This window comes from Thioalkalivibrio sp. ALE28 (assembly GCF_000377425.1).
GTDB lineage: Bacteria > Pseudomonadota > Gammaproteobacteria > Ectothiorhodospirales > Ectothiorhodospiraceae > Thioalkalivibrio.
Map to the genome: position 1 here is coordinate 285,951 of NZ_KB898093.1, position 25,582 is coordinate 311,532.

Annotated in this window: 19 protein-coding genes; 11 read left to right on the forward strand and 8 right to left on the reverse strand. The window is 66.9% G+C overall.

What is annotated here, in order from left to right; translation table 11 throughout:
• Positions 1 to 260 precede the first annotated feature (260 nt).
• Together D105_RS0101385 and D105_RS0101390 are read left to right on the forward strand one after the other, a co-directional pair.
• The gene (locus D105_RS0101385) at positions 261 to 902 is read left to right on the forward strand and encodes an OmpA family protein (protein WP_018865885.1); all 642 of its coding nucleotides are present in this window, start codon (positions 261 to 263) and stop codon (positions 900 to 902) included.
• 209 nt (positions 903 to 1,111) lie between these two features.
• On the forward strand, positions 1,112 to 1,612 hold the full coding sequence (locus tag D105_RS0101390; RefSeq protein WP_018876009.1) for a thioredoxin fold domain-containing protein: 501 nt from the start codon (positions 1,112 to 1,114) through the stop codon (positions 1,610 to 1,612).
• Positions 1,613 to 1,905: 293 nt separating this feature from the next.
• Here the strand turns inward: D105_RS0101390 and D105_RS0101395 are convergent, their stop codons facing one another.
• The 5 genes from D105_RS0101395 to D105_RS0101420 all read right to left on the reverse strand — a co-directional run bounded on the left by D105_RS0101395 (position 1,906) and on the right by D105_RS0101420 (position 12,045).
• Complete coding sequence (locus D105_RS0101395) at positions 1,906 to 6,045, reverse strand: translocation/assembly module TamB domain-containing protein (RefSeq protein WP_026280386.1); 4,140 nt, start codon at positions 6,043 to 6,045, stop codon at positions 1,906 to 1,908.
• Positions 6,046 to 6,053: 8 nt separating this feature from the next.
• A complete protein-coding gene (locus tag D105_RS0101400) occupies positions 6,054 to 7,877 on the reverse strand; it encodes an autotransporter assembly complex family protein (RefSeq protein ID WP_038032645.1) in 1,824 nt (607 codons plus the stop codon).
• A gap of 62 nt (positions 7,878 to 7,939) precedes the next feature.
• The gene (locus D105_RS0101405; protein WP_038032647.1) at positions 7,940 to 9,049 is read right to left on the reverse strand and encodes an ABC transporter ATP-binding protein; all 1,110 of its coding nucleotides are present in this window, start codon (positions 9,047 to 9,049) and stop codon (positions 7,940 to 7,942) included.
• A gap of 11 nt (positions 9,050 to 9,060) precedes the next feature.
• Positions 9,061 to 10,827 (reverse strand): iron ABC transporter permease, encoded by a 1,767-nt coding sequence (locus D105_RS0101410; RefSeq protein WP_038032636.1) that lies wholly within the window; start codon positions 10,825 to 10,827, stop codon positions 9,061 to 9,063.
• Positions 10,828 to 11,007: 180 nt separating this feature from the next.
• Positions 11,008 to 12,045: a Fe(3+) ABC transporter substrate-binding protein gene (locus D105_RS0101420; protein WP_018877253.1), complete on the reverse strand. Its 1,038-nt coding sequence runs from the start codon at positions 12,043 to 12,045 to the stop codon at positions 11,008 to 11,010.
• A 152-nt stretch (positions 12,046 to 12,197) separates the two neighbouring features.
• Between D105_RS0101420 and glnE the strand changes: the two genes are divergently transcribed.
• The 4 genes from glnE to D105_RS0101440 all read left to right on the forward strand — a co-directional run bounded on the left by glnE (position 12,198) and on the right by D105_RS0101440 (position 17,301).
• Positions 12,198 to 15,125 carry a bifunctional [glutamate--ammonia ligase]-adenylyl-L-tyrosine phosphorylase/[glutamate--ammonia-ligase] adenylyltransferase gene (glnE, locus tag D105_RS0101425; protein ID WP_018877254.1) on the forward strand — a complete coding sequence of 976 codons (2,928 nt, stop codon included), beginning with the start codon at positions 12,198 to 12,200 and terminating at the stop codon, positions 15,123 to 15,125.
• A 12-nt stretch (positions 15,126 to 15,137) separates the two neighbouring features.
• Entirely contained in the window at positions 15,138 to 16,058 is a 921-nt protein-coding gene (locus D105_RS0101430) for a branched-chain amino acid transaminase (protein WP_018865877.1), read from the forward strand.
• Positions 16,059 to 16,097: 39 nt separating this feature from the next.
• Complete coding sequence (locus tag D105_RS0101435) at positions 16,098 to 16,322, forward strand: zinc-finger domain-containing protein (protein ID WP_018877255.1); 225 nt, start codon at positions 16,098 to 16,100, stop codon at positions 16,320 to 16,322.
• Between the two features lie 67 nt (positions 16,323 to 16,389).
• On the forward strand, positions 16,390 to 17,301 hold the full coding sequence (locus D105_RS0101440; RefSeq protein WP_018877256.1) for a glycosyltransferase family 9 protein: 912 nt from the start codon (positions 16,390 to 16,392) through the stop codon (positions 17,299 to 17,301).
• On the opposite strand, the gene D105_RS0101445 is transcribed toward D105_RS0101440, so the two are convergent.
• A complete protein-coding gene (locus tag D105_RS0101445) occupies positions 17,298 to 17,705 on the reverse strand; it encodes a DUF6165 family protein (protein ID WP_018877257.1) in 408 nt (135 codons plus the stop codon). The two genes, D105_RS0101440 and D105_RS0101445, sit on opposite strands and share 4 nt — an antisense overlap.
• 138 nt (positions 17,706 to 17,843) lie before the next feature.
• Between D105_RS0101445 and D105_RS0101450 the strand changes: the two genes are divergently transcribed.
• Positions 17,844 to 19,157 carry an O-antigen ligase gene (locus D105_RS0101450; protein ID WP_018877258.1) on the forward strand — a complete coding sequence of 438 codons (1,314 nt, stop codon included), beginning with the start codon at positions 17,844 to 17,846 and terminating at the stop codon, positions 19,155 to 19,157.
• On the opposite strand, the gene D105_RS0101455 is transcribed toward D105_RS0101450, so the two are convergent.
• Positions 19,133 to 20,242, reverse strand: coding sequence for a glycosyltransferase family 4 protein (locus D105_RS0101455; protein ID WP_018877259.1), 1,110 nt, complete (start codon positions 20,240 to 20,242; stop codon positions 19,133 to 19,135). The two genes, D105_RS0101450 and D105_RS0101455, sit on opposite strands and share 25 nt — an antisense overlap.
• Before the next feature lie 115 nt (positions 20,243 to 20,357).
• Here D105_RS0101455 and D105_RS0101460 point away from each other — a divergent pair, with 115 nt between their 5' ends.
• The 3 genes from D105_RS0101460 to D105_RS0101470 all read left to right on the forward strand — a co-directional run bounded on the left by D105_RS0101460 (position 20,358) and on the right by D105_RS0101470 (position 23,291).
• Entirely contained in the window at positions 20,358 to 21,029 is a 672-nt protein-coding gene (locus D105_RS0101460; protein WP_018877260.1) for a 2OG-Fe(II) oxygenase, read from the forward strand.
• A 72-nt stretch (positions 21,030 to 21,101) separates the two neighbouring features.
• Positions 21,102 to 22,184: a glycosyltransferase gene (locus tag D105_RS0101465; protein WP_231366829.1), complete on the forward strand. Its 1,083-nt coding sequence runs from the start codon at positions 21,102 to 21,104 to the stop codon at positions 22,182 to 22,184.
• 144 nt (positions 22,185 to 22,328) lie between these two features.
• Positions 22,329 to 23,291 (forward strand): mitochondrial fission ELM1 family protein, encoded by a 963-nt coding sequence (locus tag D105_RS0101470; protein WP_026280388.1) that lies wholly within the window; start codon positions 22,329 to 22,331, stop codon positions 23,289 to 23,291.
• Between the two features lie 13 nt (positions 23,292 to 23,304).
• Here the strand turns inward: D105_RS0101470 and lpxL are convergent, their stop codons facing one another.
• Positions 23,305 to 24,234, reverse strand: coding sequence for an LpxL/LpxP family Kdo(2)-lipid IV(A) lauroyl/palmitoleoyl acyltransferase (lpxL, locus tag D105_RS0101475; protein WP_255349538.1), 930 nt, complete (start codon positions 24,232 to 24,234; stop codon positions 23,305 to 23,307).
• A 20-nt stretch (positions 24,235 to 24,254) separates the two neighbouring features.
• Here lpxL and D105_RS0101480 point away from each other — a divergent pair, with 20 nt between their 5' ends.
• Complete coding sequence (locus D105_RS0101480) at positions 24,255 to 25,514, forward strand: 3-deoxy-D-manno-octulosonic acid transferase (RefSeq protein ID WP_018877264.1); 1,260 nt, start codon at positions 24,255 to 24,257, stop codon at positions 25,512 to 25,514.
• Positions 25,515 to 25,582: the final 68 nt, after the last annotated feature.

Here is a 25,582-nt window from a genome sequence, read left to right on the forward strand (position 1 = left end):
GCTGTTGCAATGACGTGACAGTCCCGCCGAAAGTGGCTGGATCCCGGCCAGTTTGCGGAATGTGACGGCGTTGTGATGCCGATACAAAAATTGCGTCTCGTTGCGTGCAAAACCCGAACTTGTGTGCCAGTATCAGGGTACTGTAGAGGGCTTGGCGCAAGGAGCTCGCTGCTTTGGATTACGTATGCGCGTGCGACACTGGTTTCCGCACGACCGCAAACGGGGTCCGACGTCGATTGTTTTTACATGGAGGCTATGCAATGAATCATAAGCTCGTTAAGAATCTTCTGGCCGCGTCCGTGGCTTCGCTGGTGCTGGGCGCCGCCGGGCAGGTCGTTGCGCAGGAACCGCCGGCCGCGAACGTCACCGACCGCAGCGGCAAGGTCGTGGTCGATCGCTCTGGTGAGTGCGTGCGCACGCGTTCCTGGGCCCCGGAAAACGTGAAGTTCGAACAGTGCGCGGGCTACATCCAGGAAACCGCCGAAGCCCCCGAGCCCGAGCCCGCCGCTGCCCCGCAGCCGGAGCCGGAGCCGGAATTCACCACTACCACGCTGAGCGCCCAGGCGCTGTTCGACTTCGACAGCGCCGAGCTGCGCTCCGAAGGCCGTTCCGCCCTGCGTGACCTGGCCCGCAGCCTGACCGCCGACGACGCCGAGTACAGCTCGGTGCTGGTCGAAGGTCACACCTGCACCATCGGCCCGGCCGACTACAACCAGGGTCTGTCCGAGCGTCGTGCCCAGGCCGTCGCCGACTTCCTGGCCAGCGAAGGCGTGCGTGAAAGCGACATCCGCACCGTCGGCTACGGCGAAGACCGCCCGACCGCCGACAACTCCACCCAGGCTGGTCGTGAGGCCAACCGCCGCGTGGAAGTGACCTCCGACGTGCGCCAGCGCGCCAACTAAGGTCGCTCGCAACACCCCGGTCGCCGGTTCGCCGGCGAGCCGGTGCAAGGCCCCGCTCCAGCGGGGCTTTTTTGTGCGAGTTTCCCCGCCAGGTCGCCGATGAACCCCTCTCCGCTCCCGGGCTGGCCGGGTTGGCGCGAAACCCCCTTCAGTCTGCGTTAATCTTGTGCCCCTAGACTGGGACCAGATATCTGGAGAGGCCGATCATCATGACGATCCATCGAATCCCGAGACGCAATCCGTTCGCGGCCCTGCTGGGGGGCGTTACCCTGATGGCGGGCTTGCTGCTGACGACCCCCGCGGCCGCCGGCGGCGTGGAACGCGCGACCGATCTGCGGGCCCTGGCCGGTAACGGTGATGGTCGGCCGACCGTGATCATGTTCGCCTCCAGTAGCTGCCCCTACTGTGACCGGGCGGAACAACAGCACTTGGGCCCGATGGCCGAGGATCCGGCCTTTGCCGGAGTGCATATCCGTAAGGTGATGCTGGACCGGGACGAGGTCCGCGACTTTGATGGCGAGACGCTGCCCGGGAATCGCCTCGGCCGGAACTACGGGGTGCGCGTCGTGCCGACCATCATGGCCTTCGATGCCGAGGGTCGTCCGGCCGGGACGCCGCTGGTGGGCATCCCCAACGAGCAGCTGTACCGCAGCCAGATCCGCACCCGCATCGAGGCGGCGCGCAACGGGGCCCGCGACGCCTCGAGCTAACAGAGAACTCTGGACGCCCACCGTGTCGGTTCGGCGTGGTGACGTGGGCGCGTTGGAGTGGATGCCTCACCGATCGCCACGTCGCTTCGCTCCTCGCGATGACCGGTCGGGCAGCGCCGGCCTCGAGAAGATTCTCGGGGAGTAGTCGTGATTCGAGTGTCGGTCAGCCGTTGCGAGAAAGCGCGGTGTTTCGGTGAGCTTGGTGTGCTAATGCCTGCATCCGAACCGCTTTTTCTTCGTGCCTTCGTGTGCTTCGTGGTGAACAACACCTCGGGTTCCCAATCCACAGTGCCCTAGCGTTCGATGCGGTAGATCAGGTCGACGGACTGTTCCGTGGTGCCGGAGGCGGTTTCCACGCTCAGGTTGCGGGTCAGTTCATAGCGCAGCAAAACCTTCGAGGTGTTGTCGAACAACCCGATGGAGTAGCGCAGCAGGAGCCTTGGCGAGAGGTACAGACCCAGCGTCAGCGCGCTCTCGTCCAGCCCGCCCTCGGTATCCAGTTCCACCTCGTCCAGGCCCAGTTCGCGGCCGATGCGCTCGGTGATCACCGCGCCCTGTTCCAGGCCGTAGGCCGCCGCGGCGGCGGCGATCATGTTGCCGTCCGATTGTGACGCGCCCGACAGGGGCCGCCCGGTCAGCAGGAACGCCATCGCCTCGGTCTCGTCCATCGGTGGGTCGGAGATGACCCGCGAGCGCAGGTTGTCCGGCGTACCCCGGATCTCCAGGCCGACCGTCACGTTGTACTCGCGCACGGTGCGCACCGCGCGCAGGTCCAGTTCCGGGTTCTCCGCCGGCCCCTGGAAGACGAGGCTGCCGCGTTCCACCCGCAGATCCTGGCCGTAGTCGCTGTATTGCCCCTCGGGGATGGTGATCTCGCCAAAGAGCTGGGTGGGCTGCCCGGTGATCTCCTCGACATCCACCTCGCCGGCGAAGCGCGCGGTCAGGCCGAAGCCGTCGAAGCGCACGTCGTCGCCCAGCCGGATCCGCATCCGGATGTCGGTCTTCAGCCCCTGGGCCTCCTGGATCTCCTCGCCGAGGATGATCTCGTCGCCGGAGACCCGGATCGCGCCCGGCGGCAGGTCCGGCGGGCGGATGCGCGCCCAGGGCAGGAACACCTCGCCGCGCACGCGAATGCCGTCGGCGGGGGTGAAGACCAGCTGCAGGTCCGGTGTGATGCGGGCCTCCGCGTCCACCCGATTGACCACCAGGAAGTCCGTGCCGGCCAGATTCAGTTCGGCGCGCGGGCCGTCGCCCCCGAGATCGACCCGGCCGTCGAGGTCGATGCCGCCATCGCCCGACTCCAGCCGCCCGGCGAGCGTCAGCTCCTCGGCCGACACCACGCGGGCCGTGATCTCGGGGATCACGACGTCGATACCCGCCTCCGGGATCAGCACGCCCCCGTCGCGGAAGGCCACCTCACCCTCCACCAGCGGTGCGTCGAGGCGGCCACCAAAGTCCAGGCGGGCGTCCAGCGACCCTCTCAGGCGCTGGATCTCGGGGCTCAGGGCGGCCAGCCAGGCCAGGTCCTCGAGCCGCGCGACAAAGTCACCGTCCAGGCGCAGGTCCTCGCCGTCCGGGCGCAGGCGGATGTCGCTGCGGGCGGTTCCGCCCTCCAGGAAGTCGAGGCGCAGGGCGGCGTCCACGTCGCGGTCGCGTATCCGGGCGGTCAGGCGCCCATCGCGATAGGGGACCTCTTCGAGATCCCCGTCCTCGTCCCGCACGATCAGGTGGCCGTCGGTCGGCGTCACGGCCAGGTCGGCCGCCAGGGTGCCGTCGGGCTCGAGGCGGCCGCTGGCGTCGGCGTTCAGCTCGCCGGCGATGGCCAGTTCCGGCGGCAGGAAGGGTTCCAGCCACGCCAGGTCCAGGGCCCGGATGTCGGCATCGAATTCCGCCCCTGCGGTGCCGCTCCAGCGGGCCTCGGTACACAGGCGCGCGTCGTCCCGCGCCAGGCACAGGCGCTCCAGCCGCGCCTGCTCGGGCCCGCCCTCCAGCGCGACCGGCTCGGCCAGGTGCCAGGCCCCGGCGGCGGGCTGGTCCAGGTCCAGTCGTGCGAGCTGTCCGCGCCAGTGCAGGGTCTCGGGGTCCAGGCCGCCGCGCAGCGCCAGTTCCAGTGAACCCAGGTCTGTCGCATCTGCGCCGAGGGTGGCGCGGTGTTCATCCACGCGGCCAGAGGCGTCCAGCCGCAAAGACTCCACCCGCGTACCGTCGCCCGGTTCGAGCCCGGCCAGGCGCAGCTCGATCTCGGCGGGTGCGGCTACTTCGAGGCCCGCATCGGCCTGCAATTCCAGCCGTTCCAGGGTGATGTCCGCCAGTCGCAGGCCGGCGCCGCTGCCGCGCGCCGCGACGCGCGGACGCTCGGGGTCCCCCGTGATACGCGCATCCAGTTCCAGCCGGCCGCCAAGGTCGGGCCAGGCCCGGTCCAGCTCCGGTGCATCCAGTTGCAGTTCGAAGTCGAGGGCGTCGGTCCACTCGCCGCGGGCGCTCAGCGTGTTCCGACCCAGCGCCAGGTCCAGGCGGTCCACGCGCAGGTGTTCGCCCTCCAGCGCGAGTTCCGCCTGACCGGAAACGGGCTGTTCGCGCAGGCGGCCCTCCAAGCGCTGTAGTCGGGCCTGGAGGCGCGGGCGGCCGTCGGCGTCCAGGTGTCCCTCGCTGGTCAGGGCCAGCGTGAGCTGGCCGGGGAGCTCGGCGGCCACCAGTGACGGGTCCAGCCTCTCGCCGTCCAGCGCGAGATCCCACGCCAGGCCTTCGGTCCAGTCGAGGTCGCCGCTCAGGGCCAGCCGGGCACCCGTGTCGGTAGCGAGCTGCAGCCGTTCGATCTGGCCACCGGTCTCGCTCAGCGCGACCCGGGCGTCACCCGTGATGTCGATCCCGCGCAGGCGGGCCTGCAGCGGGGCCAGCTCGAGCTGCGCGGCGAGGCCACCGCTGGCGGGTGCGTAGTCGCCGTCCAGTGCCACGCGCAGTTGTTCGATGCGGCCGTCCAGCTCCGGGTGCAGGCGTGCCAGTTCCGGGGCCGCGAGGTCCAGCCCGAGGTCGAAGGCGATGCGGTGATCGGGATCGGTCAGGTCGCCGGCCAGGCCCGTGGCCGCACCCGCCAGATTCAGCCGCGCGAGGTCGCGGATGGCCAGGCGGGTGTCCTCGATGCCGGCCTCGCCATCGGCCACCCATGCGTTCAGGCTCCCGCTGAGCGGCTGATCCTCGAAATGTCCTTCCAGTTCGGTGACGCTCGCGCGTGCCTCCAGGGCGGCCAGGGGCGGGGCGTCGGTCCCCAGCGGCAGGTGACCCTGCAGCTCCGCCTTGAGATGCTCGATCCCGGCATCCACGTCCAGACCCAGCGGCGTCGGCGTCAGCTGATGGGCCTCCAGGGCCAGGTCCCAGTCCAGGGCGTCGTCGAAGCGGACCGGGCCGGACAGGGCGATCCGACCGGCTTCGGAAGCGATCTCGAGGCCTTCAAGCTGCAGCGATTCGAGGTCTCCCCGTGCACGGGTGCTCACGGCGATGCGCGGCCAGGGTGCGAGGGTGGCGGCCGTGTCGATCTCCAGGGCCCAGGCCTCCGGTGTGCCGTGCACCTCAAGGCGCCCGGCCTCCATGTCGACGTGCTGTTCCGGATCGATGTGGTAGGCGAAGGGCTGCCACTGCGCGGTCAGTTCCAGCTCCGGCGTGGCGAACAGTTCGCGGGCGCTGGCATGCAGGCTCAGCTCGATGCCGGCGCGCAGGTCATGGTCCACCTGTACGCGTTCCCGCAGGGCCCCGGTGACCCGCAGCTCGCCGTGTGCCTCGTCGGTTCCCAGGCCCTCGGCAGCCGTCTCGGGCAGGGGGGCCTGCCACTGGCCGCGCAGCTCGAGCGGATAGTCCCCGTCGGTCTCTATCTCCCCGGTCAGTCGGGCGCGGATCTCTGGCATATCCAGTTCCAGCGTCTGCAGCCCGACCCGCGAACCGCGCGCCCGGGCGCCGGCCGTCAGGCGGGTGATGGTAGCCAGTGGCTCACCGGTCTGAAGGATCTCCAGATCCTCGACGAGTAGCTGGCCCAGGCGCACGGCCAGCGGTAGCCGGATGGATTCGGGCAGTGCGAAGGGTTCATCGTCGGAGGCCGCCTCGGGGTCGGGCGACGGTAGATCGACGCGCATGCCCGTGGCGGCCAGCACCTGGATGTTCAGTTCCCCGCGCAGCAGGCTGCGGGCACTGACGCCGATGCGGCCCGTGGGCAGATCAATGACCGGGCCGTCGGGGAGGGCCAGGTACAGGCCGTGCAGCCGCAGTTCGGTAAACAGCGTTCCCTCGACCCGGTCGATGCGCAGCTCGACCGGGGCCAGGCGCTCGCCCTGGGCGGCCAGCCAGCGGGTACCGGACTCGGTGGCGAGCAGGGCGCCGAGGGTCCCCAGCAGCACGATCACCAGGGTCAGGAGCGTGGACAGCCCCCACAGGCTGGCGCGCAGAACGGACTTCACAGGTCCGGCCCCATGGAGAAGTGGATGCGGAAGTCGTCGTCCGAATCCGGGCCGTGGGCCAGGTCCACCCGGATCGGGCCGACCGGGGAGCGCCAGCGCACGCCGATCCCGACCCCGTAGACCGGGTCGAATTCGTCCCACTCGTTGACCACGTTGCCGGCGTCCACGAAGGCCGCGGCGCTCCAGTTGCCGACGACCGGGTAGTCGTACTCCAGGCTTCCAACCACCTTGTGGCGCCCGCCGATCACATCGCCGTCCTCGTTGCGCGGGCCGACCCGCTGATAGCCGTAGCCGCGGATACTGGCGTCACCGCCGGCGTAGAAGCGCAGGGAGCTGGGGAGCTCCTGCACCGCGTCGACCTCGGTGAAACCGGCGTCCGCGCGCGCCAGTACCCGTCCGGGGCCGAGGCCGCGCACGATCTTGCCGCTGGCCAGTACCTGCGCAAACGAGGTACTGGACAGGATCTCCTCGCGCGCGCCCTGCACGGTGGCCTCGAAGCGGTAGCCGCGCCGCGGGGTCATCGGATCGTCCGCATCCATGCGGCTGATGCGGTAGGACGGGATCAGCAGCTGGCTGCGGCCGCTGTCGTCCTCGCCGGCGGTGTATTCCTCGTATTCGTAGCGCAGCCCTTCGGTGGTCTGCCAGCCACTGCGGCGCTGGAGGATACGGTTGGCCCCGATCTGGAAGCGGTCGGATTCCTGGGTGTCGGTTTTTTCCGTGCGGTAGGTGGTGAACAGGTTCAGGCGTTCACGCAGCGGGTCGCGCAGCGGGATCTCGTAGTTATAGCCGATGCCGGATCGCACCGGGGACGCCTCGATCTCGGCCTGGTAGCGGTGGCCCCGGGTGTTGGCGTAGCGATGTTCGTAGCGCAGGCGGATGCGCGGTCCGATATCGGTGGAGTAGCCGATGCCGGCCTCGTAGCTGTGGCGTTTGCGCGGTTCCAGCTCCGCGAGGATCGGGACTTCCAGACCGACCGCCGCATCGCGCTGCGGGCGCACGCGGACGCCGCCGAAGTAGCCGCTGTCGTTCAGGTTGCGCTGCAGTGCGATGATCTGTGCCGAGCTGTACGGGTCGCCGGCCTCGAAGGGCACCATGCGCTGGACGAAGTCGTCGGCGAGGATGTCCTGGTCGATACGGACCTGGCCCATGCGGTAGCGATCCCCGGTCTCCATGTGCAGGCGGATGGTGGCGGCGCGCGCGGCGCGGTCTACCTCGAGGCGCCGGGTGTGGAGATCGGCGTCGAAGTAGCCGCGATCGGCGGCGATCCGCGTCATACGGTTGCGCAGGGCCTCGTAGCGATCATGGCGCAGGGTGTCACCCACGCGGATCTCGGTCTGGCTGCGCACGGCCTCGAAGCCCAGGTCGTCGGCCCCCTCGCCAGTGATCTGGATATCGATCCGCTCGACCGTGGTGGGTGGCCCGGGGTCCAGGGTGATACGGACGTCCCAGCAGTCCTCGCCGCGCTCGAAGTCCAGCTCCAGCTCGGCGTCGTAGAAGCCGATGGCGCGCAGGGCGTTGCGGGCGCGTTCCTCGGTGTCGCGCAGCACCCGGCGTTCGCGAAACCCCGGCAGGTCGCAGGGGTGCCGCGCCAGGTTGATGCTGTTGCGGATGTTCTCGCGCTGGGCGTCGGTCCCGCCCTCGATCTGCAGGCCCGGGGTGACGCCGTTCTCGGCGCCGGCCGGGCTTGCCAGGCCCGCAAGCGCCAGCATTACCAGTGCGACCCCGCCGACGCGCGACAGGGCTAACCGGCGAATGAACAGGGCGCGGAGACGGGTCATGGAACGATGATAGCGGTTGCGAAGCGGGGCGCGTGTGAGGATCGGAACGCGCCAACTCACGCGAGTTCCCGCCCGACCGGCCGTTGCGTTACGCCGGCGGCGGATCAGGTCGCCGGGCAGTCCACCCCGCTGCCCCGCGAGAACACCACCAGGTGGGTGAAATCGAGACGCAGGCGTACGTGTTCGCCGATCACGAAGTTGTCGTGGGACGGGGCCATGCACAGCACGCTGAGCCCGTCCGGCAGACGCAGGGTGTAGAGGAAGTCCGCTCCGCGGAAGGCCTTGTCGAGGATCTCGGTGCGGATGGTGCCGGCCTCGTTGTCGATCGCGATGTCGTCCGGGCGGACCAGGACATCCACGGCCGTGCCGGGCGGCAGTTGCTCCGACAGGGTGCCCTCGATCTCGCCGAAGGCGGTATCCACCACATGCTCGGCGCAGACCATGCCGGGGATCAGCGTGCCCTCGCCGACGAAGTCGGCGACGAAGCGATCCGCCGGGCGGTGGTAGAGGTTGTAGGCGGTATCCCACTGGGCCACGCGGCCCTGGTGGATGACCGCGATGCGGTCGGCGAAGGCGAAGGCCTCGTGCTGGTCATGGGTGACCAGGATGGCGGTGGTGTTCTCCGCGCGCAGGATACGCCGCACTTCGCGCGCGAGCTCGCCGCGCAGCTCCACGTCCATGCTGGAGAAGGGCTCGTCCAGCAACAGCAGTTTGGGCCGCGGGGCCAGGGCCCGGGCCAGCGCGATGCGCTGCTGCTGGCCGCCGGACAGGGCATGCGGGAAGGACTCGCCATAGCCCGACAGGCCCACCAGCTTGAGCAGCGAGCGGATGCGCTCGTCGCGATCCTCGCGGCCCCAGTGGCGAATGCCGAAGGCGATGTTGTCGGCCACGCTCAAGTGCGGGAACAGGGCGAAGTCCTGGAACACCATGCCGACCCCGCGCTTCTCCGGCGGCACCGTGCCCCGGGCGTCGCTGACGCTGCGCCCGTCCAGCTGGATGCGGCCGGCCATCAGCGGCTCGAACCCGGCGATGGCGCGCAGCAGCGTGGTCTTGCCGCAGCCGGAGGGGCCCAGCAGGCAGCCGATCTGGCCCTTGGACAGGGCCAGCGATACCTGGTGGACCACGGCGGTGCCGTCGTAGCCGATGTCGACCTGATCGAGGGCGATCAGCGGCGTGTGAGGCACCTGCAGGCTGGTGTCGATGGGCTGGGTCATGGCGGGCTGGGTCATGGGGAATTCGTCGTGCCTGCGGGCATGGCGAGGGGTTTCTGCGGCGGCTGTTCGTCCGCCGCGCGGGTCGGGCCCTGCTGGCCGGGGCGCGAGCGGCCGATGGTCACGGACAGCAGGATAACGGGAACCAGGCCCACCAGCACGATCGCCAGTGCGGCGGAGGAGGATTCGGCCAGGCGTTCGTCGCCGGCCAGCTCGAAGGCGCGCACCGCGAGGGTGTTGAAGTCGAACGGGCGCAGGATCAGCGTGGCGGGCAGCTCCTTGAGCACGTCGACGAACACCAGCAGCAGCGCGGTCAGCAGGGTGCCGCGCATGATCGGCAGGTGCACCCGCGTCAGGGTCTGCAGGGGGCGCATCCCGAGCGAGCGGGCGGCGTCATCCATGCTCGGCTGGATCTTGCCCAGCCCCGCCTCGACCGTCTGCAGCGAGACCGCCAGGAAGCGCACGGTGTAGGCGAACAGCAGGGCGAAGACGGTACCCGACAGCAGCAATCCGGTGGACAGCCCGAAGGTGTCGCGCATGAAGCCGTCCAGGGCGTTGTCGAACGCGGCGAACGGGATCATCACCCCGATCGCGATCACGATGCCGGGCACCGCATAGCCCATCCCGGCGACGCGTACGGCGGCGTTCGTGAAACGACCGCCTTCCATGCGCCGGGCATAGGCAAGGAGCAGGGCCAGGGCGACGGCGATCACGGCAGCCGCGATCGCCAGCCAGAAGCTGTTGAACACCAGGCGCCCGAAGGCCGGGTTCATCCAGTGATCGGTGGTCTGCACGGTCCACAGGCCGAGCTGGAGGGCCGGCAGCAGGAACCCGAGAAGCACCGGCAGCAGGCAGCCGACGAAGGCCGCGGCGCCCTTCCAGCCGCGCAGTTGATAGCGCGGCAGGGTGGAATAGCGGCGGCTGGTGTGATGGAAGCGTGCCCGGGCCCGGGACCAGCGTTCCAGCACGATCAGCACGAAGACGAAGGTCAGCAGTACGGCCGACAGCTGGGCGGCGGCGGCCGGGTCGCCCAGGCCGTACCAGGTGCGGAAGATCCCGGTGGTGAAGGTGCTGACGCCGAAGTAGGCGACCGTGCCGTAGTCGGCCAGGACCTCCATCAGGGCGAGGGTCAGTCCGGCGATGATGGCCGGGCGCGCGAGCGGCAGGGCGACCCGGCGAAAACCGCCGAACGGGCCGGCGCCCAGGGTGCGGGAGACCTCCAGAACGCACACCGACTGTTCCAGGAAGGCGGCCCGGCTGAGCAGGTAGACATAGGGGTACAGCACCAGTGTGAGCATGGCCATGGCGCCGCCGAGCGAGCGGATCTCGGGGAACCAGTATTCGCCGTAGCCCAGGCCGGTCAGGTCGCGGATCAGCACCTGTACCGGGCCGCTGAAATCCAGCATGCCGGTGTAGGTATAGGCAATGATGTAGGCCGGCATGGCCAGCGGCAGCATCAGCGCCCACTGGAAGATGCCGCGCCCGGGGAAGTCGCAGACGCTGACCAGCCAGGCCACCGGCACCCCGATCAGCAGGACCCCGATACCAACCCCGATCAGCAGCGCCAGGGAATTGAACACGTAATCCGCGAGGACAGTCTCGCGCAGATGGGTCCAGACCTCCCCGGCGGGGATGAATACGTGCCCGAAGATGACCAGGATCGGCAGGGCGAGGGTCAGCGCCACGACGAGGGCGATCGCCGTCCACGGACTCGACGGCAGGCGCCGGCGGGTCGCGTGGGGTGCCGCTGGGGCGGCCGTGCTGGTCGTCTGTGCGCTCATGGAGTGCGAATAGTAAAGGTTCTTGTTTCGAATACCACTATGGCCGCTTCAGGACTGGCGGATTGACGCCGGCGCGATGGCGGCTTCTTTGCATCCGAATCTCCGATGTCTTCCGGAGTGCAAACAAAACGCCCCCGGAGGGCCGGGGGCGAGTGGGGTGCATGGTGTGATGGTTCAGGCTCAGCGCCAGCGGGCCCGATCCATCACGCGCACGGCCTCGGCGTTGTGGTTGCCCAGCCGGTAGAGCTCGATGTCGTCGGCCTTGAAGTCGCCGAATCCCTGAAGGATCTCGCTCGCCGGGACGTCGTCGCGGATCGGGTACTCCTGGTTGACCTCGGCGTACCACTCCTGGGCCTCGGTGGCGGAGAGGAACTCCAGCAGGCGGATCGCGTTGTCCTGGTTCGGGGCGTGCGCGGTGACACCGGCGCCGCTGATGTTGACGTGCGTGCCGCGGCCGTCCTGGTTGGGCCAGAAGACGCCGATCTGTTCGGCGACTTCGCGGTCACGCCCTTCGCCGTCCAGCATCAGGCCCAGGTAGTAGGTGTTGGCGATCGCGATGTCGCAGACCCCGTCGGCCACCGCGCGGATCTGGTCGCGATCCCCGCCCTGCGGCTGGCGCGCCATGTTGGCGACGATTCCGTTGGCCCACTCCTGGGCGGCGTCGGTGCCCTCGGTCGCGATCATCGCGGCCACCAGCGACTGGTTGTAGACGTTGCTGGAGGAGCGGATGCAGATGCGGCCTTCCCATTGGCTATCGGTCAGGGCCTCGTAGGTCGACAGCTCGGACGGGTCGACGCGATCCTCGTGATAAAGGATCGGGCGGGCCCGCGAGGACAGGCCGAACCACAGCCCGTCGGGGTCGCGATAACGTTCGGGGATGTTCTCGTGCAGCACCTCGGACTCGATTCCCTGCAGCACGCCGGCCTCGCGGGCCTGATGCAGGCGCGCCGCATCTACGGTGATGAAGAGATCGGCCGGGGAGTTGCGGCCCTCGTGGCGCAGGCGCTGCAGCAGGCTGTCCGCACCGCCGGTCACCAGGTTGACCTGAATGCCCGTCTGATCGGTGAAGTCGTCGAGCAGCGGCTTGATCAGGTTTTCCTGGCGCGCCGAATAGAGGTTGACCTCGTCCTGATCGGCGGGGCTGCAGCCGACCAGCGGCATGCTGACGGCGATGGCCGCGGCGGTGCCGATCAGCCAGGCAAGTGGACGAAGCGTCATGGTGCGGTTCCTCATTGAAGAATGGTCAGGTGTTGGTATCTAGTAGACGAGAACGATTGTTATTTGTGTTCTCATCCCGTGTCAATACCCATTGGGTCGGCGGCGCGCTGGGCCGGGCACCCAATCGGGTGCAACGCTGATAGGCTTGGCACATGGACAAGCCTCTGCCCGAATCCCCCGCGTCCCTGCCCGTGTCGTTGCAGCAGGAGGTTCGCGACCTGCTGGCCGAGCTGGACGAGAAATACGCCTGGCCGGATACCTTCCTCGCGGCGACGCCCGTGGCGCTGGCCTTCAGCCATTACCTGGCGCAGACGGTGCGCCAGCACCCGGAATACCTGCTCGAGGCCCTGGACCCGGAGGGCCGGGTGGCGGCCTGCGACGATGCCGCTTTCGAACGCACCCTCCAGGCGCGACTGGAAGGTGCCACCGACGAGGCCGCGCTGCGGCATGTGCTGCGCGAGACCCGGCATCGCGAGATGATCCGCGTGGCCTGGCGCGATCTGTCGGGCCAGGCAGACCTCGACGAGGTGATGCACGACCTGAGCCGGCTGGCCCGATCCCTGATCGAGGGCGGGCTGCAGTGGCTGGACCGGCACTTGCAGGAGCGTTACGGCCAGCCCCGCGGGCCGGAGGGCGAGGCCCAGTCCATGGTAGTCCTGGGGCTGGGCAAGCTGGGCGGCGGCGAGCTCAATTTCTCCTCCGACATCGATCTGATCTTCGCCTTCGAGGAGGCGGGGGAGACCGATGGTGAACGGGTGATCGAGAACCAGGCGTTTTTCCAGCGCCTGGGGCGGCAGTTGATCGCGGTGCTGTCGGATGTGACCGCGGATGGCTTCTGCTATCGCGTGGACATGCGCCTGCGTCCCTTCGGCGATTCCGGCCCGCTGGTGATGCACTTCGACGCCATGGAGGACTACTACCAGGCGCACGGGCGCGAGTGGGAGCGCTATGCCCTGATCAAGGCCAGCCCGCTGGCGGGCGACCCCGAGGCCGGCGCGCGGCTGATGCGGCGGCTGCGCCCCTTCATCTATCGGCGCTACCTGGACTACGGCACCCTCGCCAACCTGCGCGAGCTGAAGCAGATGATCAACGACGAGTCGGCGCGGCGCGGCCGGTTCGAGGACGTGAAGCACGGCGAGGGCGGGATCCGTGAGATCGAGTTCATCGCGCAGTCGTTCCAGCTGATCCGGGGCGGACGCGACCAGGCGCTGCAGCGTCGCGACCTGCTGGGCGTGATGGGGGTGCTGCGCGAGCGCGAGCTCCTGCCGGCCTACGCGGTCGAGCAGCTGGAGCGTTCCTATCGCTTCCTGCGCCGCGTGGAGAATCGCCTGCAGATGCTGAATGATCAGCAGACGCACCGCCTGCCCTCCAACGGGGATGATCGCCACCGCCTGGCGCTGTCGCTGGGTTTCGACGACGAGGCCGCGTTCGAGATGGCGCTGCTGCGCGAGCAGCGGCGGGTGCATGCCCACTTCGAGCAGGTCTTCAGCGCCCCGCAGCGCGCGGACGGGGCGGCCATGGAGGCCTCGCCGGAGGCGGATCGCGAGCAGCAGCTGAATCGTCTCTGGCAGGGGGCGCTCCCGGAGGATGATGCCCGCGCGGTACTGGAGGCGATGGACTTCCAGCATGCGGACGAGGCCCTGCGCGGCATCGCCGATCTACGCGAGAGCCCGGGCGTGCGTGCGATGAGCGTGACCGGGCGCCAGCGGCTGGACCGCCTGATGCCGCTGCTGATCGGGGCCATCGCGGAGATGGAGGCCCCGGATGCGGTGCTGCCCCGGGCCCTGCAGATGGTGCGCACCATCGCCCGGCGTTCGGTCTACCTGTCGCTGCTGGTGGAAAACCCGCTGGCGCTGTCCCAGCTGGTGAAGCTGGTGGCCGCCAGCCCGTGGATCAACGAACAGCTGACCCGGCATCCAGTGCTGCTGGACGAGCTGCTGGATCCGCGTGCGCTCTACGCACCGCCGGATCGCGACGGGCTGCGCGAGGAGCTGGAGGCCGAACTGGCGCAGTTTCCCGAGCAGGACCACGAACAGATGCTGGACCGCCTGCGGCAGTTCAAGCAGGTGCAGACGCTGCGCGTGGCGGCCGCCGACATCATGGGCTTCCTGCCGCTGATGAAGGTCTCCGATCACCTGACCTGGCTTGCCGAGGTCCTGCTGGAGCGGGTGCTGCAACTGGCGTGGGAGAAGATGGTCGAGCGCCACGGCGAGCCGCAGTGCGGGGCGTCGGACGCGCGGCGGGTGGCGCGCTTCGCGGTGATTGGCTACGGCAAGCTGGGCGGCTTCGAGCTGGGCTATGGTTCGGATCTGGACGTGGTGTTCCTGCACGACAGTGAAGGCGATGAAGCCCAGACGGCGGGCCCGAAGGTGATCGACAACACCGAGTTCTTCGCGCGGGTGGCCCAGCGGGTGGTGCACCTGCTGGGGGCCTTTACCCCGGCGGGCCGCCTGTACGAGGTGGATACCCGGCTGCGGCCCAGTGGCACGGCGGGGTTGCTGGTCAGTGGCCTGCAGGCGTTCCGGCGCTACCAGGACGAGTCCGCCTGGACCTGGGAACACCAGGCGCTGGTGCGGGCCCGCTTCGTGACCGGGGATGCCGAGCTGGGCGAGCGCTTTCACGCCCTGCGCCGCGAGGTCCTGACCCGCGAGCGCGACGCCGGGGCGCTGCGGGCCGAGGTCGTCGAGATGCGCGATCGCATGCTGGCGGAACACGCCTCGAAGAAGGGCCAGGGCTTCCATCTCAAGCGCGACCGTGGCGGTATCACTGATATTGAATTCATGGTTCAATACTGGGTTTTGGTATCCGCGCACGAGCACCCCGCCGTCTGCGACTGGCCGGACAAGATCCGCACGCTGGAGGCGCTCGGGCGCGAGGGTGTGATCGACGCGAGCCTGAGCGAGGCGCTGGCGGATGCCTACCGGGATCTGCGCAATCGCATCCACCGCCTCACGCTGGCGGGGTCGGATGCCCGAGTCGAGGCGCCCGACGACGCGCTCTGCGCCGTGCGCGATCGCGTGATCGAAGCCTGGAATGACCTGTTCGGCGAGCCGCAAACGGCCGCGAACCAGAACGCATAGAGGAACAAGACGATGTCGATGGCCGACCGCGACGGGGTGATCTGGCTGGACGGGCAGATGGTGCCCTGGCGCGAGGCGCAGACCCACGTACTGACTCACACCCTGCACTACGGCATGGGGGTGTTCGAGGGCGTGCGCGCCTACAAGACCGCGCGGGGCCCGGCGATCTTCCGGCTGCAGGATCACACCCGACGGCTGTTCAACTCGGCCAAGATCGTCGGGATGACCATCCCCTACACCGCCGAGGCGCTGAACGAGGCGCAGATCGCGTCCGTGCGCGACAACGGGCTGGAAAGCGCCTACCTGCGGCCGATGTGTTTTCTCGGCTCCGAGGGCATGGGGCTGCGCGCCGACAACCTGCTGGTGCACGCGATGGTCGCGGCCTGGCACTGGGGCAGCTACCTGGGCGACGAGGGGATCGAGAAGGGAATCCGCATCCGCACCTCTTCCTACAGCCGCCACCACGTGAACGTGACCATGTGCAAGGCCAAGGCCAACGGCAACTACATGAACTCCATGATGGCCCTGCAGGAGGCCACCCGCTGCGGCTACGACGAGGCCATGCTGCTGGATACCGAGGGCTTCGTGGCCGAGGGCAGTGGCGAGAACATCTTCATCGTGCACGACGGCGTGCTGTTTACCCCGGACCTGACCTCCGCGCTGGACGGCATCACCCGCCGCACGGTGATCGAGCTGGCGCGTGAGGAGGGGCTGGAGGTCATTGAGAAGCGCATCACCCGCGACGAGGTGTACATTGCCGACGAGGCCTTTTTCACTGGCACCGCCGCCGAGGTGACCCCGATCCGCGAGGTCGACGATCGCCCGATCGGCACCGGCACCCGCGGCCCGATCACCGAGCGCCTGCAGTCACGCTACTTCGACGTGGTGCAGGGGCGCGACAGCCGCCACGAGGGCTGGCTGACCTTCGTCTGAGGCGCCCGAATTTTCCGTCAACCGGATGCGAGAAGAATCATGGTGAATCCCGATACCGCCCACCATCAGGACCAGTACCAGACACCGAACGCGCAGACCGAGATCACGGTTACGCGCAAGGACCTGCCGCTGCACTGCCCCACGCCCAAGATGGCCCTGTGGGCCTCGCACCCGCGTGTCTTCCTCCCGATCGACGAGACCCCGGACGGCCGCTACCAGTGCCCCTACTGCGGCACCCAGTTCATCCTCAAGGACGACGGCTGAACCTGGCTTCGGCGACGCCGAAGTTGGCCGCCTGGCGAGAAGCCGCCGCCTTCCACGAGGGAGCGGAATGGGCAAGATTCTGGTAATCAAGCACGGCGCTTTCGGCGATGTCGTGCAAACGGATGGTGCGTTACGCGATATCCGCCGGCACCACCCGGATGATGAACTGGTGATTCTTACAACGCCCCCATACCGTTCGATCTTCGAGCGTTGCCCGCATGTGGATCGCGTCCTGACGGAGACACGTCCGAAGGCTTGGAAGCTCGTACTCTGGTGGCGTCTGGCGCGGGTGCTTCGGTCCGAACGGTTTGATCGTGTCTACGATCTGCAGAATTCGAGCCGAACATCGTTCTATCGGCGCCGTATCCTGAGGCAACCGACCTGGATCTGTGGCGAGCGCAGGCGAGGCGAGGAGTCCCCCCTTTCGGCATTCCAGAGGCAGTTGGCGGCTGCCGGACTGGAAACCACGCACACCCTGGATCCTGATGTGGGATGGATGGCGGAGGATGTCGCGCCCATCCTTCAGGCCCGCGGTGTGACCGAAAAGTACATCGTTTTGATTCCGGGGTCCTCGGCCCGTCACCCCGAGAAGCGCTGGCCCCATTACGCGGCCCTTGCGTCAGCAATCGCTAACCAGACGGAGTATCAAGTGGTCACCGTACCGGGGCCCGACGAGATCGAGCTCTGTCGGGCAATCCCTGCGACGCCCCTGTTTGGCGCCCATGACGAGGTGCTCGACTGGTTCGGGTTAGCGGGGGCGATCCGGGGCGCCTCATACGTGGTCGGAAACGACACGGGGCCGACGCATGTTGCGGCCTGCCTCGGCAAGCCGGGACTGGCCCTGTTCGGGCCGCATGCGTCGCCCGTTCGAACCGGGCTGTCCCGCGCCCACTTCCGGGCGATCGAGGCGGACGACCTGAAGGGTCTCCCGGTGGAGACTGTGTTGCGCGAGGTGATTGCGGATCTTCGGCCTGGCTAGCTCTCGTAGTCCGAATACGACTTTTCCTCGACGATCGCCGAGTTGCAAAGCGTGTTGACGGCCTTTTTGATGCGGGCGCGCTCGTCATTGGTGATGTAGACCGAACGCGCCAATTCCACGAAACGCTCGCCGAAGTCCTTCTTCGCTTCGCACTCGCGGATCTCGTCCTCGATCTCCCAGAGCTTCGAGTTCACTTCGCGCAGGTCCCGCTCTAGACCTTCAACCTCGGGGCCGTCCAGACCGGCCTGAATCCAGGTTTCCTGAAGTACATTCAGCTCATGGCGAATGTTCCGGAGCTTCTCAGTGTCGCTGATGCGCTCGTTCTTGATCTTCAGGATCGTGATCTTGTCCAGCAGTTCGCCGGCACCGACCTCAATGGTTACTGAACCTGGTTGTTCTTGCATGGGGCCCCCGATTGATGTGCTGACGTGATTATCCCCCAGGGCTGGATGTCGTGTCATGGCACGGAGCTGGAGTTGGTGTGGTCGGCTAACGACCACGCTACTTTGGGTTAATATCACGCGCCTGCGAATGGGGTGGGCATGATTTTTCTAGGCAAGGAATCCAGGCACGGTTCGGCAGGGGGCGCGCAAGAGCGTTGGTCCTTCAGTCTGATGTTGGTGTTGGCCTTGGCGGGGCTGGCCCTTTTTGTGCTGCCGTTTGGGACAGGGGTTTTTTTCCCCCTGGCGGCGCTCTCTCTCGCTGGCCTTGTCTTGCTCGCCGTCGGACTGCCTGGATTGTGGGCGGAGCGTTGGATTCGCTGGGCGTTGTTGCTGTTGCTGGCGCTCTGGGTTCCGCAACTACTATCGCTGATCGTGGCGGTCGATTTTGACCGAGCGCTACGGACAGCCCTTACTTACCCCTTGTTTGCCATCGCGATCCTCCCCCTGCTGTGGTTCGCGCGTCGCCGTGATGTGGGTACGCCCCTGCTATACGTTGTGCTGGCGCTGGCCGTTTTCTGGTCGCTGGACGGGATCTTTCAGTTTGTCACCGGCGCGAACGTATTGGGGTACCCGTACAACGGACGCCGTATTGACGGGCTGTTTCATCCGAACATGCGGTTAGGCATCGTGCTGGCGCATTTCCTGCCGTTTGTTCTGGAGGCGTCGCGGCGCCTGACCTATACCAATCGGCTGGCGGCCCTGCTGCCTCTGATCGTGATCGTCGCGATACTCCTCTCGGGTTCCCGGGCGGCCATGGTGGCGACCTTGATCGTATTGTTCGTCTACGGTCTCTTCCTCGTCGGGTATTACCAGCTGCGTATGCGTACGGTGAGCGCGTTCCTGAGCATCCTCGTACTAGGGATTGTCGTGGCGCTGTGGGTGTCGCCCGAGACTCGGGATCGTCTGGCGGTCGTCCCGAAGGCCTCTGAGCTCAGCATCGAAGCCATCGATGAGGCGACGGCGAAGCGCGGGACGATCTGGCTTGCTTCCTGGCGCGTGGCGATGGACGAGCCGATCCTGGGTGTGGGGGTGCGCGGTGTCGAGCCTGTGGCCGAAGCCCGCGGCTATACGGATATGGCCTTTGCCCACATCCATTTGTATTTCCTGGATGTGCTGGTTTCGACCGGGATCGTCGGGCTGGTGGCCTACCTGGGGGTGTTGCTGGCGATCCTCCTGGCATTGTGGCGACGCGCGAGGAGAAGCGAGCGAGACCTTCTTCCGCTCTACGTCGTTGGAGGCGTGGCGATCTTCGTGGCACTGAATCCAGTCAATGTCCACTGGACAATCTACAGTTCCTACACGACAGCGGTGTTGTGGCTGGTGGTCGCGCTCGCGCTGGCGCCTCTGGTGCGAGGGGAGGCGGCGGCCCGCCAGGGCCGACCAGCCGGTCAGCGGCCGGCGAGTGCCTCGTAGAGATCGATCGTCCGGCGGCGCATGGTGTCCAGGTCCCACGCGTGGGGCCATCGAGGTGTCGGGGCATCTCCTCCCGCCCAGTCGGCAAGACGCTCAATCGCGGTCGAGGTTTGTCCAGGGGGTATGCGCCCTTCGGGCAGCAGTTCTGTGAGTTGTTCGCCAACGCCGCCGTGATCATAACCGAGCACAGGGCGCCCCAGGCTAAGCGCCTCCAGGGTAGTGCGCCCGAAAGACTCGGGTTGGGTGGAGAGTGATAACACCACATCCGAAACCGCCAGGATTTCGCGTAGATCGGAACGCTGGCCCGTGAAGGTCACACGGGGCTCAAGTCCGAGTTGCGAGATGCGGCCTTCCAGTTCGCGATGATAGGCCTGCTTGCGCGGATCGGTGCCGCCTACCATCAGCAAGTGTGCAGGGATGCCCCGCTGTAGCAGGCCCTGCAGTATGTCCAGGGCGTCGAAGTGCCCTTTCAGTCGGGTAATGCGGCCCGGAAGCGTGAGGATGTACTGCCCCTGAAGCTGCGGGAAGGCGGTTTGCCACTGGGTGACCCAGGAAGTTGCGGGCTGGAAATCGGGTTTATAGTCGCGTGTGTCGATTCCGCGATGGATCACTTCAATGCGCTCATGATCAAGCCGTGGATATTGAGCGATCAAAAATTCTCTGAGGGTCTCGGATACTGTCACGACCCGTTCGCCCCGGGTGAGGATCTCGCTGTAGCGGTTAACGGAATTGAATCCGTGCACCGAAGTCACCAGCCGGGGGCGCGTGACTGCGGGCATTCGCGACCAGGCCCGCCAGACGACCCAGGCCGGCATGCGCGAGCGAACATCAATCACATCCACGCGTTGTTGTTGCAGAAAGCGGCGTAGTGGGCGCACCAGCCGGAAAGTCCAGGGGGACTTCTGCCCGATCGGCCAGGCGAAGTGCTCGCTTCCCCGGGACTCGAGTTCGGTCACCATGCGGCCGCCCGCCGAGATCACCAGGGAGCGATGCCCGTTTTCGACCAGGGCCTGCGCGACCTCGAGGGTGCCGCGTTCCACGCCGCCGGATTCCAGAGCGGGCACGATCTGAAGGACGGTAGCCATGGCGCACGCGGGTGGAGAAAAACAGTGAGTCTATCAGGCGGCCGAGGGATGGGTGCGGTTGGGCGTCTCTTCCGAAGGGCATACAATGATCCCAGTGGAACCTCAGGTGTCTTGAATGAATTCAGCGGTCGAAGTGGCAGAGCAGGTTGAGGCGTCGTTGCGCGGGGCGCTGTCCGAGCCGTATCCGTATCGGCGGTGGTATCCGCAGGCGGTGCTGCCCGAGGCGGCGGCGCGAGCGGTGGAGGCACTGCCGTTCGAAGCGCCGGCGATCGGCGATACCGAGGGCAAGCGCGAGACGCACAACAGCTCCCGCCGCTTCTTCGACGCCGAGAATCGGAAGGCCTTCGAGGTCTGCGAGAGCGTTGCGGCGGCCTTCGAGAGTCCGCAGGTGCTGGATGCGATCTTTGATGTGTGCGGCGTGGACGTGAGCGGCAATTACCTGCGCATTGAGCACTGCCTGGATACGGAGGGTTTCTGGTTGGCACCGCACACGGACCTGGGTGTAAAGAAATTCACCATGCTGCTGTACCTGTCCACCGACCCCGGTTACGAGGCCTGGGGCACGGACGTGTACGTGGACGCAGACACGCATTACGAGACGGCGCCCGGCACCTACAACAGCGCGCTGGTATTCGTGCCAGCGGACAACACCTGGCATGGCTACCACCTTCGTCCCCTGAAAGGCGTGCGACGCTCGTTGATCATCAACTATGTGACCGAAGATTGGCGCAATCGCCACGAGCTGGCCTCGCCGGATACTCCCGTTCAGCGGGGTGTACCAGCTTGATCGCTTTTTAAGACTGGAAGGCTCAAGGCGGCGATTTCTTCTACGTCGACGCCTGTCTTGTTGGGGGCGCCGATGAAGATCGCTCAGATTATGCTGAGTCAGGGATTTGGTGGAGCGGAGCGGTACTACGTGGACCTTTGTCGCGCTCTCGCCGATCGCGGCTATTCCGTGCTGGCTGTCTGCAGGCACGGATCGGTCGCCCATGGCGAATTGACGAAGCACGCGGCTATCGCCGTCGAACCCGTTCGTGTTCTGGGAGCCTGGGACCCACTGGCCCGGCGAGTGATTCGGCGGGTGGTCGGCCGCTTCGGGCCGGATCTGGTGCATACCCATATGGCTCGGGGTGCCTGGCTGGGCGGAAATGCGGCACGGGAGCTGGGCCTTCCTGTCGTCACGAAGCTTCACAACTATGTAAAACTCAAGTATTACCGACACATCGACTGGTTCAACGTGACCACCTGCAGCCAGCGTGACTACCTCCTGAGCCATGGGATCGAACCGGACCGCATTCGGGTGATTCCGAACTTCTCGTCGTTTCCACCAAAGGATTGTGTAGAAGGTAAGACGGATTCTCGGCTAAAGGTTTGGGCAAGTTTTGGGCGTTTTGTACACAAAAAGGGGTTTGACCTGCTATTGCGGGCCTTTGCCTGTTTGCTCACCGAGTATCCCGACGCACGATTAGTGCTGGCTGGAGACGGCGAAGAGGCAGAACGGCTCAAAGCGCTGGCTCTGGATCTGGGTATCGAAGGGTCTGTCGAGTTCCCGGGGTGGGTGACAGACATCAGGGGCTTTCTTGAACAGGCGGATGTCTTCGTACTGCCATCTCGTGATGAGCCATTCGGCATTGCCATCCTGGAGGCTATGGCATGCGGTGTCCCGATCGTCTCGACGAAAACGAAGGGGCCGCTCGAGATTCTCGGTGAACCGTATGCCTTTATGTGTGAAGTCGACAGCATGGAAGATCTGTTGCGGGCAATGCGTAGTGCAGCTGGGTCGCCGGCTGACTCCAGGGAACGTGCCCAGTCTGCACTGGTCCGGTACCGCGAGAGCTATTTCGAGGGGGTCGTGCTGCCGCGAGTTGTCGATCTGTACGCCGATATGCTGGCGGCTGCGAGTGTTGGGCAGGATGGTGGCGAAGAGCTCTCGAGTCCTTGAAGCGTATTCGGCTTGCGGGGTCGCGCGGCGATAGCGGTTCTTGCCCGCGTTGGGAGGCTGACTTGGGAAAGCCGAAGGCGGGATCAAGGGATGAGTGCCAAAAGAGGGATCGATGCTGCCTGATTCGCTTCAGAGTCTTACGCTATGACTGACGTGCCGCATTGCTGGACTCTGACGACCGGCGAGGCCGGGATGACCAGTCAGGTCCGTGGGCTGGCCGAGGCTGTTGGGCTGCCCTATGAACACAAGACGGTGGGGCTGCGCGCGCCCTGGCGCTGGATGCGCGGCTCCTTTGCCCCCGGCGTGTTGCGAGGATTGACTGCCGATAGCGATTCCCTGGCGCCACCCTGGCCGCGCCTGCTGATCTCCTGCGGGCGGCGGAGCGCTGCGGTCGCGGTCGCTCTCAAGCGCGCCAGTGGTGGCGCCATCATGACCGTGCATGTGCAGGACCCGCAGATCTCTCCGCGCCACTTCGATTGGGTGGTGCCGCCGCGTCACGACGGGTTGGCCGGCCCCAACGTGATTGCGACGCGTGGCGCCCTGCACCGGGTGACAGCCGAGCGGCTGGAGGCTGCGCGCAGGGGGCTGGGTGACGCCTGGGCGGCGTTTCCCCGTCCCTGGATCGCGGTGCTGATCGGGGGTGCTACGCAGCGCGGTGATCTGGGGCAGGAGCGACTGGATGCCCTGATCCGTGACCTGCGTTCGGCCGCAGAAGCCTCCTGGGGAAGTGTGCTGGTCACGCCCTCGCGGCGGACGGGCGCGGCCAGCACGCGACGACTGGTCGAGGGGCTGGCGGATGTTCCCGGGTTTGTCTGGGACGGGCAGGGCGAGAACCCCTTTATGGCGATGCTGGCAACAGCCGACCATATCGTGGTCAGTGCCGATTCCGTGTCCATGGTCTCGGAGGCGGCGGCGACCGGTGTCCCCGTATACACGGTGGCCCTGGGGCCGCTCGGCCGTCGCCTGCAGGCCTTTCACTCTGCCCTGGAGGCGGAAGGCGTGACCCGACCGTTTAGCGGGGCGCTCGATCAGTGGTCCTACGCGCCGGTCAACGATACGCCGAAGGTGGCTGCGCATATCCGCCGCGAATTGGGTCTGGAAGACTGATCGCGCGCGAGCCTCAGCCCGCGTAAGGATCGGGCATGCCCGCGCGCTTCTTGAAGCGCTTGTGGGTCCAGAAGTACTGGCCCGGGGCGTCCATCACGGCTTCTTCGATGATGTGGTTGATGCGCAGGGTGTCGGCGTAGGCGTCCTCGGTAGGGAAGTCTTCCACCGGGGGGTGGATGGTCACGACATAGTGGCCGTCGTCCCGGCGGTAGCCGAAGAAGGGCAGGACCGGGGCGCCGCTGACCCGGGCGATGCGATGGGTGGCCGTTTGCGTGTTGGCGGGTTCGCCGAAGAACGGGACCAGTTCGGTCTGGCGCCCGCTGGTGGCCTGGTCGGGCGCGTACCACACGGGCATGTTGTTGCGCAGGGTGCGCAGCAGGCCCTTCACGTCGTCGCGGGCGATCACGCCCGCCGTGTGTCGGTCGCGGTTGACCTTGAACAGGTAATTGATCAGCGGGCGCTCGCTGGGCCGGTACATCGCGGCAAAGTCCCGGTGCAGGCCCAGCAGGCGCCCGCAGAGCTCGAGTGTGGTGAAATGGGCGCTGACCAGCAGGGCCCCTTTGCCCTGCTCCAGTGCCCTGTCCAGATGTTCCAGCCCGTGGATTGTGTAATGTCCCTTGAGTTGCGTGTCGCGTCCCCACCAGGCCATGGCCATCTCGAGGATCCCCATTCCGGCCGCCTCGAAGTGCTCGTGCAGCCACTGTTCGCGCTGCTCGGTGGACTGGTCGGGAAAGCACAGTTCGAGGTTGGTGCGGGCGATCGCACGACGCTCGCGGCCGAAGCGGTAGAACAGTCGCCCGATGCCGCGGCCGAGTGCCTGCTGCCAGCGGATGGGCAGCTGGATGACCAGCCGTGCCAGGCCGATGACCGCCCACATGGGCCAGGTGGTGGGACCGCGGGGTGGGCGTTCGGTCGCGCTCGATGGTTCGGGCCGTGCCGTCACGGATCGGAGTCTCCCTGCGAATGACCCGCGTAGTCTACACGGCGCTGCTTGCGTTGCTGACCCCCTTGTTGCTGATCCGCCACGGCTTGCGCAGCCGTCGGGCTTCGGTGCGTGTCCGGCTGGGCGAGGTCATGGGCTGGGCGCGCGCGCCGGAGCCGGCCGAGATCTGGATTCATGCGGTATCGGTCGGCGAGGTGCTGGCGGCGGAAGCCCTGATTCGCCGGCTGCTGGACGCCGGCCCGCGGCGCATTCTGGTGACGACCACGACGCCGACCGGTGCCGCCATGCTGACGGAGCGGCTCGGCGGTCAGGTCATGCATCGTTTCCTGCCACTGGACCTGCCCTGGCTGCAGCGCCGATTCCTGCGTGCCGTGCGACCGCGCGCCATCGTGGTCATGGAGACCGAGATCTGGCCGAACATGCTGGCGGAGGCGCGGCGTGCCGCGGTGCCGGTCGTGCTGGCGAACGCCCGGATGTCCGGACGTTCGGCCCGACGCTATGCCCGGATCCCGCGGCTGATCGCGCCGGCCATGAGCGGATTTGACTGGATTGCCTGTCGCAATGCGCTGGACCGGGAGCGCTTCGTCGCCCTTGGGGCCGTGCCCGATCGCGTGACGGTCAATGGCGATATCAAGTTCGACATCCACATCGAGGAGGACGATCGCCAGGAGGTCCGGTCTCTGCGTCCGGTGGTTGACGGGCGCCCGGTGGTGATTCTCGCCAGTACCCATGCCGACGAAGAGGCCCAATTGCTGCCGGGGCTGCACGCCTTGCGCGCTGAGTATCCACGCCTTCTGGTGATCGTGGCACCACGCCATCCGCAGCGGTTTCCCGAAGTGGCAGACCTGCTGGAACGTTCCGGGCAAAGCTTCGTTCGCCGCAGCGAAGGGGTGCCGGACGCCGCCACGCATTACTGGCTGCTGGACACGCTGGGAGAGTTGAAACGTTTCTTTGGTCTGGCCGATGTCGCCTTTGTTGGGGGTTCACTGGTCTCCGTTGGCGGCCACAACCCGCTGGAGGCCGCATTGTGGAATTGTCCGGTCGTCATGGGGCCGCATGTCGACAACTTTGAACTTCTGGTGGAACGCATGGAGGCCGCGGATCTGCTATGGCGTTCAAGGAATGCCGAGGAGGCGGTCGCGCGGATGGCTGCGTGGCTGGGGGAGGATGAGTCCCGACGCGAGATTATCCGGCAGCGCGCAGCCGCTTTTATTGCAGAGAATCAGGGTGCAACGGCGCGTTTACTGGAGTATCTGAACCGACATTCCTTCCCGGGATGATGACGGCGGGGTGCCGGGTTTTCATATGATCCCGGCGCGCCCGGATGCGTGTGCTTGATCGGGGGTGC

What these genes read in the sequence shown, in the direction of transcription:
- D105_RS0101470 (WP_026280388.1), top strand. Translation starts at nt 22,329, where the DNA reads ATGACTGACGTGCCGCATTGCTGGACTCTGACGACCGGCGAGGCCGGG.
- D105_RS0101445 (WP_018877257.1), bottom strand. Translation starts at nt 17,705, where the DNA reads ATGCAAGAACAACCAGGTTCAGTAACCATTGAGGTCGGTGCCGGCGAA.
- D105_RS0101410 (WP_038032636.1), bottom strand. Translation starts at nt 10,827, where the DNA reads ATGAGCGCACAGACGACCAGCACGGCCGCCCCAGCGGCACCCCACGCG.
- D105_RS0101440 (WP_018877256.1), top strand. Translation starts at nt 16,390, where the DNA reads ATGGGCAAGATTCTGGTAATCAAGCACGGCGCTTTCGGCGATGTCGTG.
- D105_RS0101465 (WP_231366829.1), top strand. Translation starts at nt 21,102, where the DNA reads ATGAAGATCGCTCAGATTATGCTGAGTCAGGGATTTGGTGGAGCGGAG.
- D105_RS0101480 (WP_018877264.1), top strand. Translation starts at nt 24,255, where the DNA reads ATGACCCGCGTAGTCTACACGGCGCTGCTTGCGTTGCTGACCCCCTTG.
- D105_RS0101430 (WP_018865877.1), top strand. Translation starts at nt 15,138, where the DNA reads ATGTCGATGGCCGACCGCGACGGGGTGATCTGGCTGGACGGGCAGATG.
- D105_RS0101435 (WP_018877255.1), top strand. Translation starts at nt 16,098, where the DNA reads ATGGTGAATCCCGATACCGCCCACCATCAGGACCAGTACCAGACACCG.
- D105_RS0101390 (WP_018876009.1), top strand. Translation starts at nt 1,112, where the DNA reads ATGACGATCCATCGAATCCCGAGACGCAATCCGTTCGCGGCCCTGCTG.
- glnE (WP_018877254.1), top strand. Translation starts at nt 12,198, where the DNA reads ATGGACAAGCCTCTGCCCGAATCCCCCGCGTCCCTGCCCGTGTCGTTG.
- D105_RS0101385 (WP_018865885.1), top strand. Translation starts at nt 261, where the DNA reads ATGAATCATAAGCTCGTTAAGAATCTTCTGGCCGCGTCCGTGGCTTCG.
- D105_RS0101450 (WP_018877258.1), top strand. Translation starts at nt 17,844, where the DNA reads ATGATTTTTCTAGGCAAGGAATCCAGGCACGGTTCGGCAGGGGGCGCG.
- D105_RS0101420 (WP_018877253.1), bottom strand. Translation starts at nt 12,045, where the DNA reads ATGACGCTTCGTCCACTTGCCTGGCTGATCGGCACCGCCGCGGCCATC.
- D105_RS0101405 (WP_038032647.1), bottom strand. Translation starts at nt 9,049, where the DNA reads ATGACCCAGCCCATCGACACCAGCCTGCAGGTGCCTCACACGCCGCTG.
- D105_RS0101460 (WP_018877260.1), top strand. Translation starts at nt 20,358, where the DNA reads ATGAATTCAGCGGTCGAAGTGGCAGAGCAGGTTGAGGCGTCGTTGCGC.
- D105_RS0101455 (WP_018877259.1), bottom strand. Translation starts at nt 20,242, where the DNA reads ATGGCTACCGTCCTTCAGATCGTGCCCGCTCTGGAATCCGGCGGCGTG.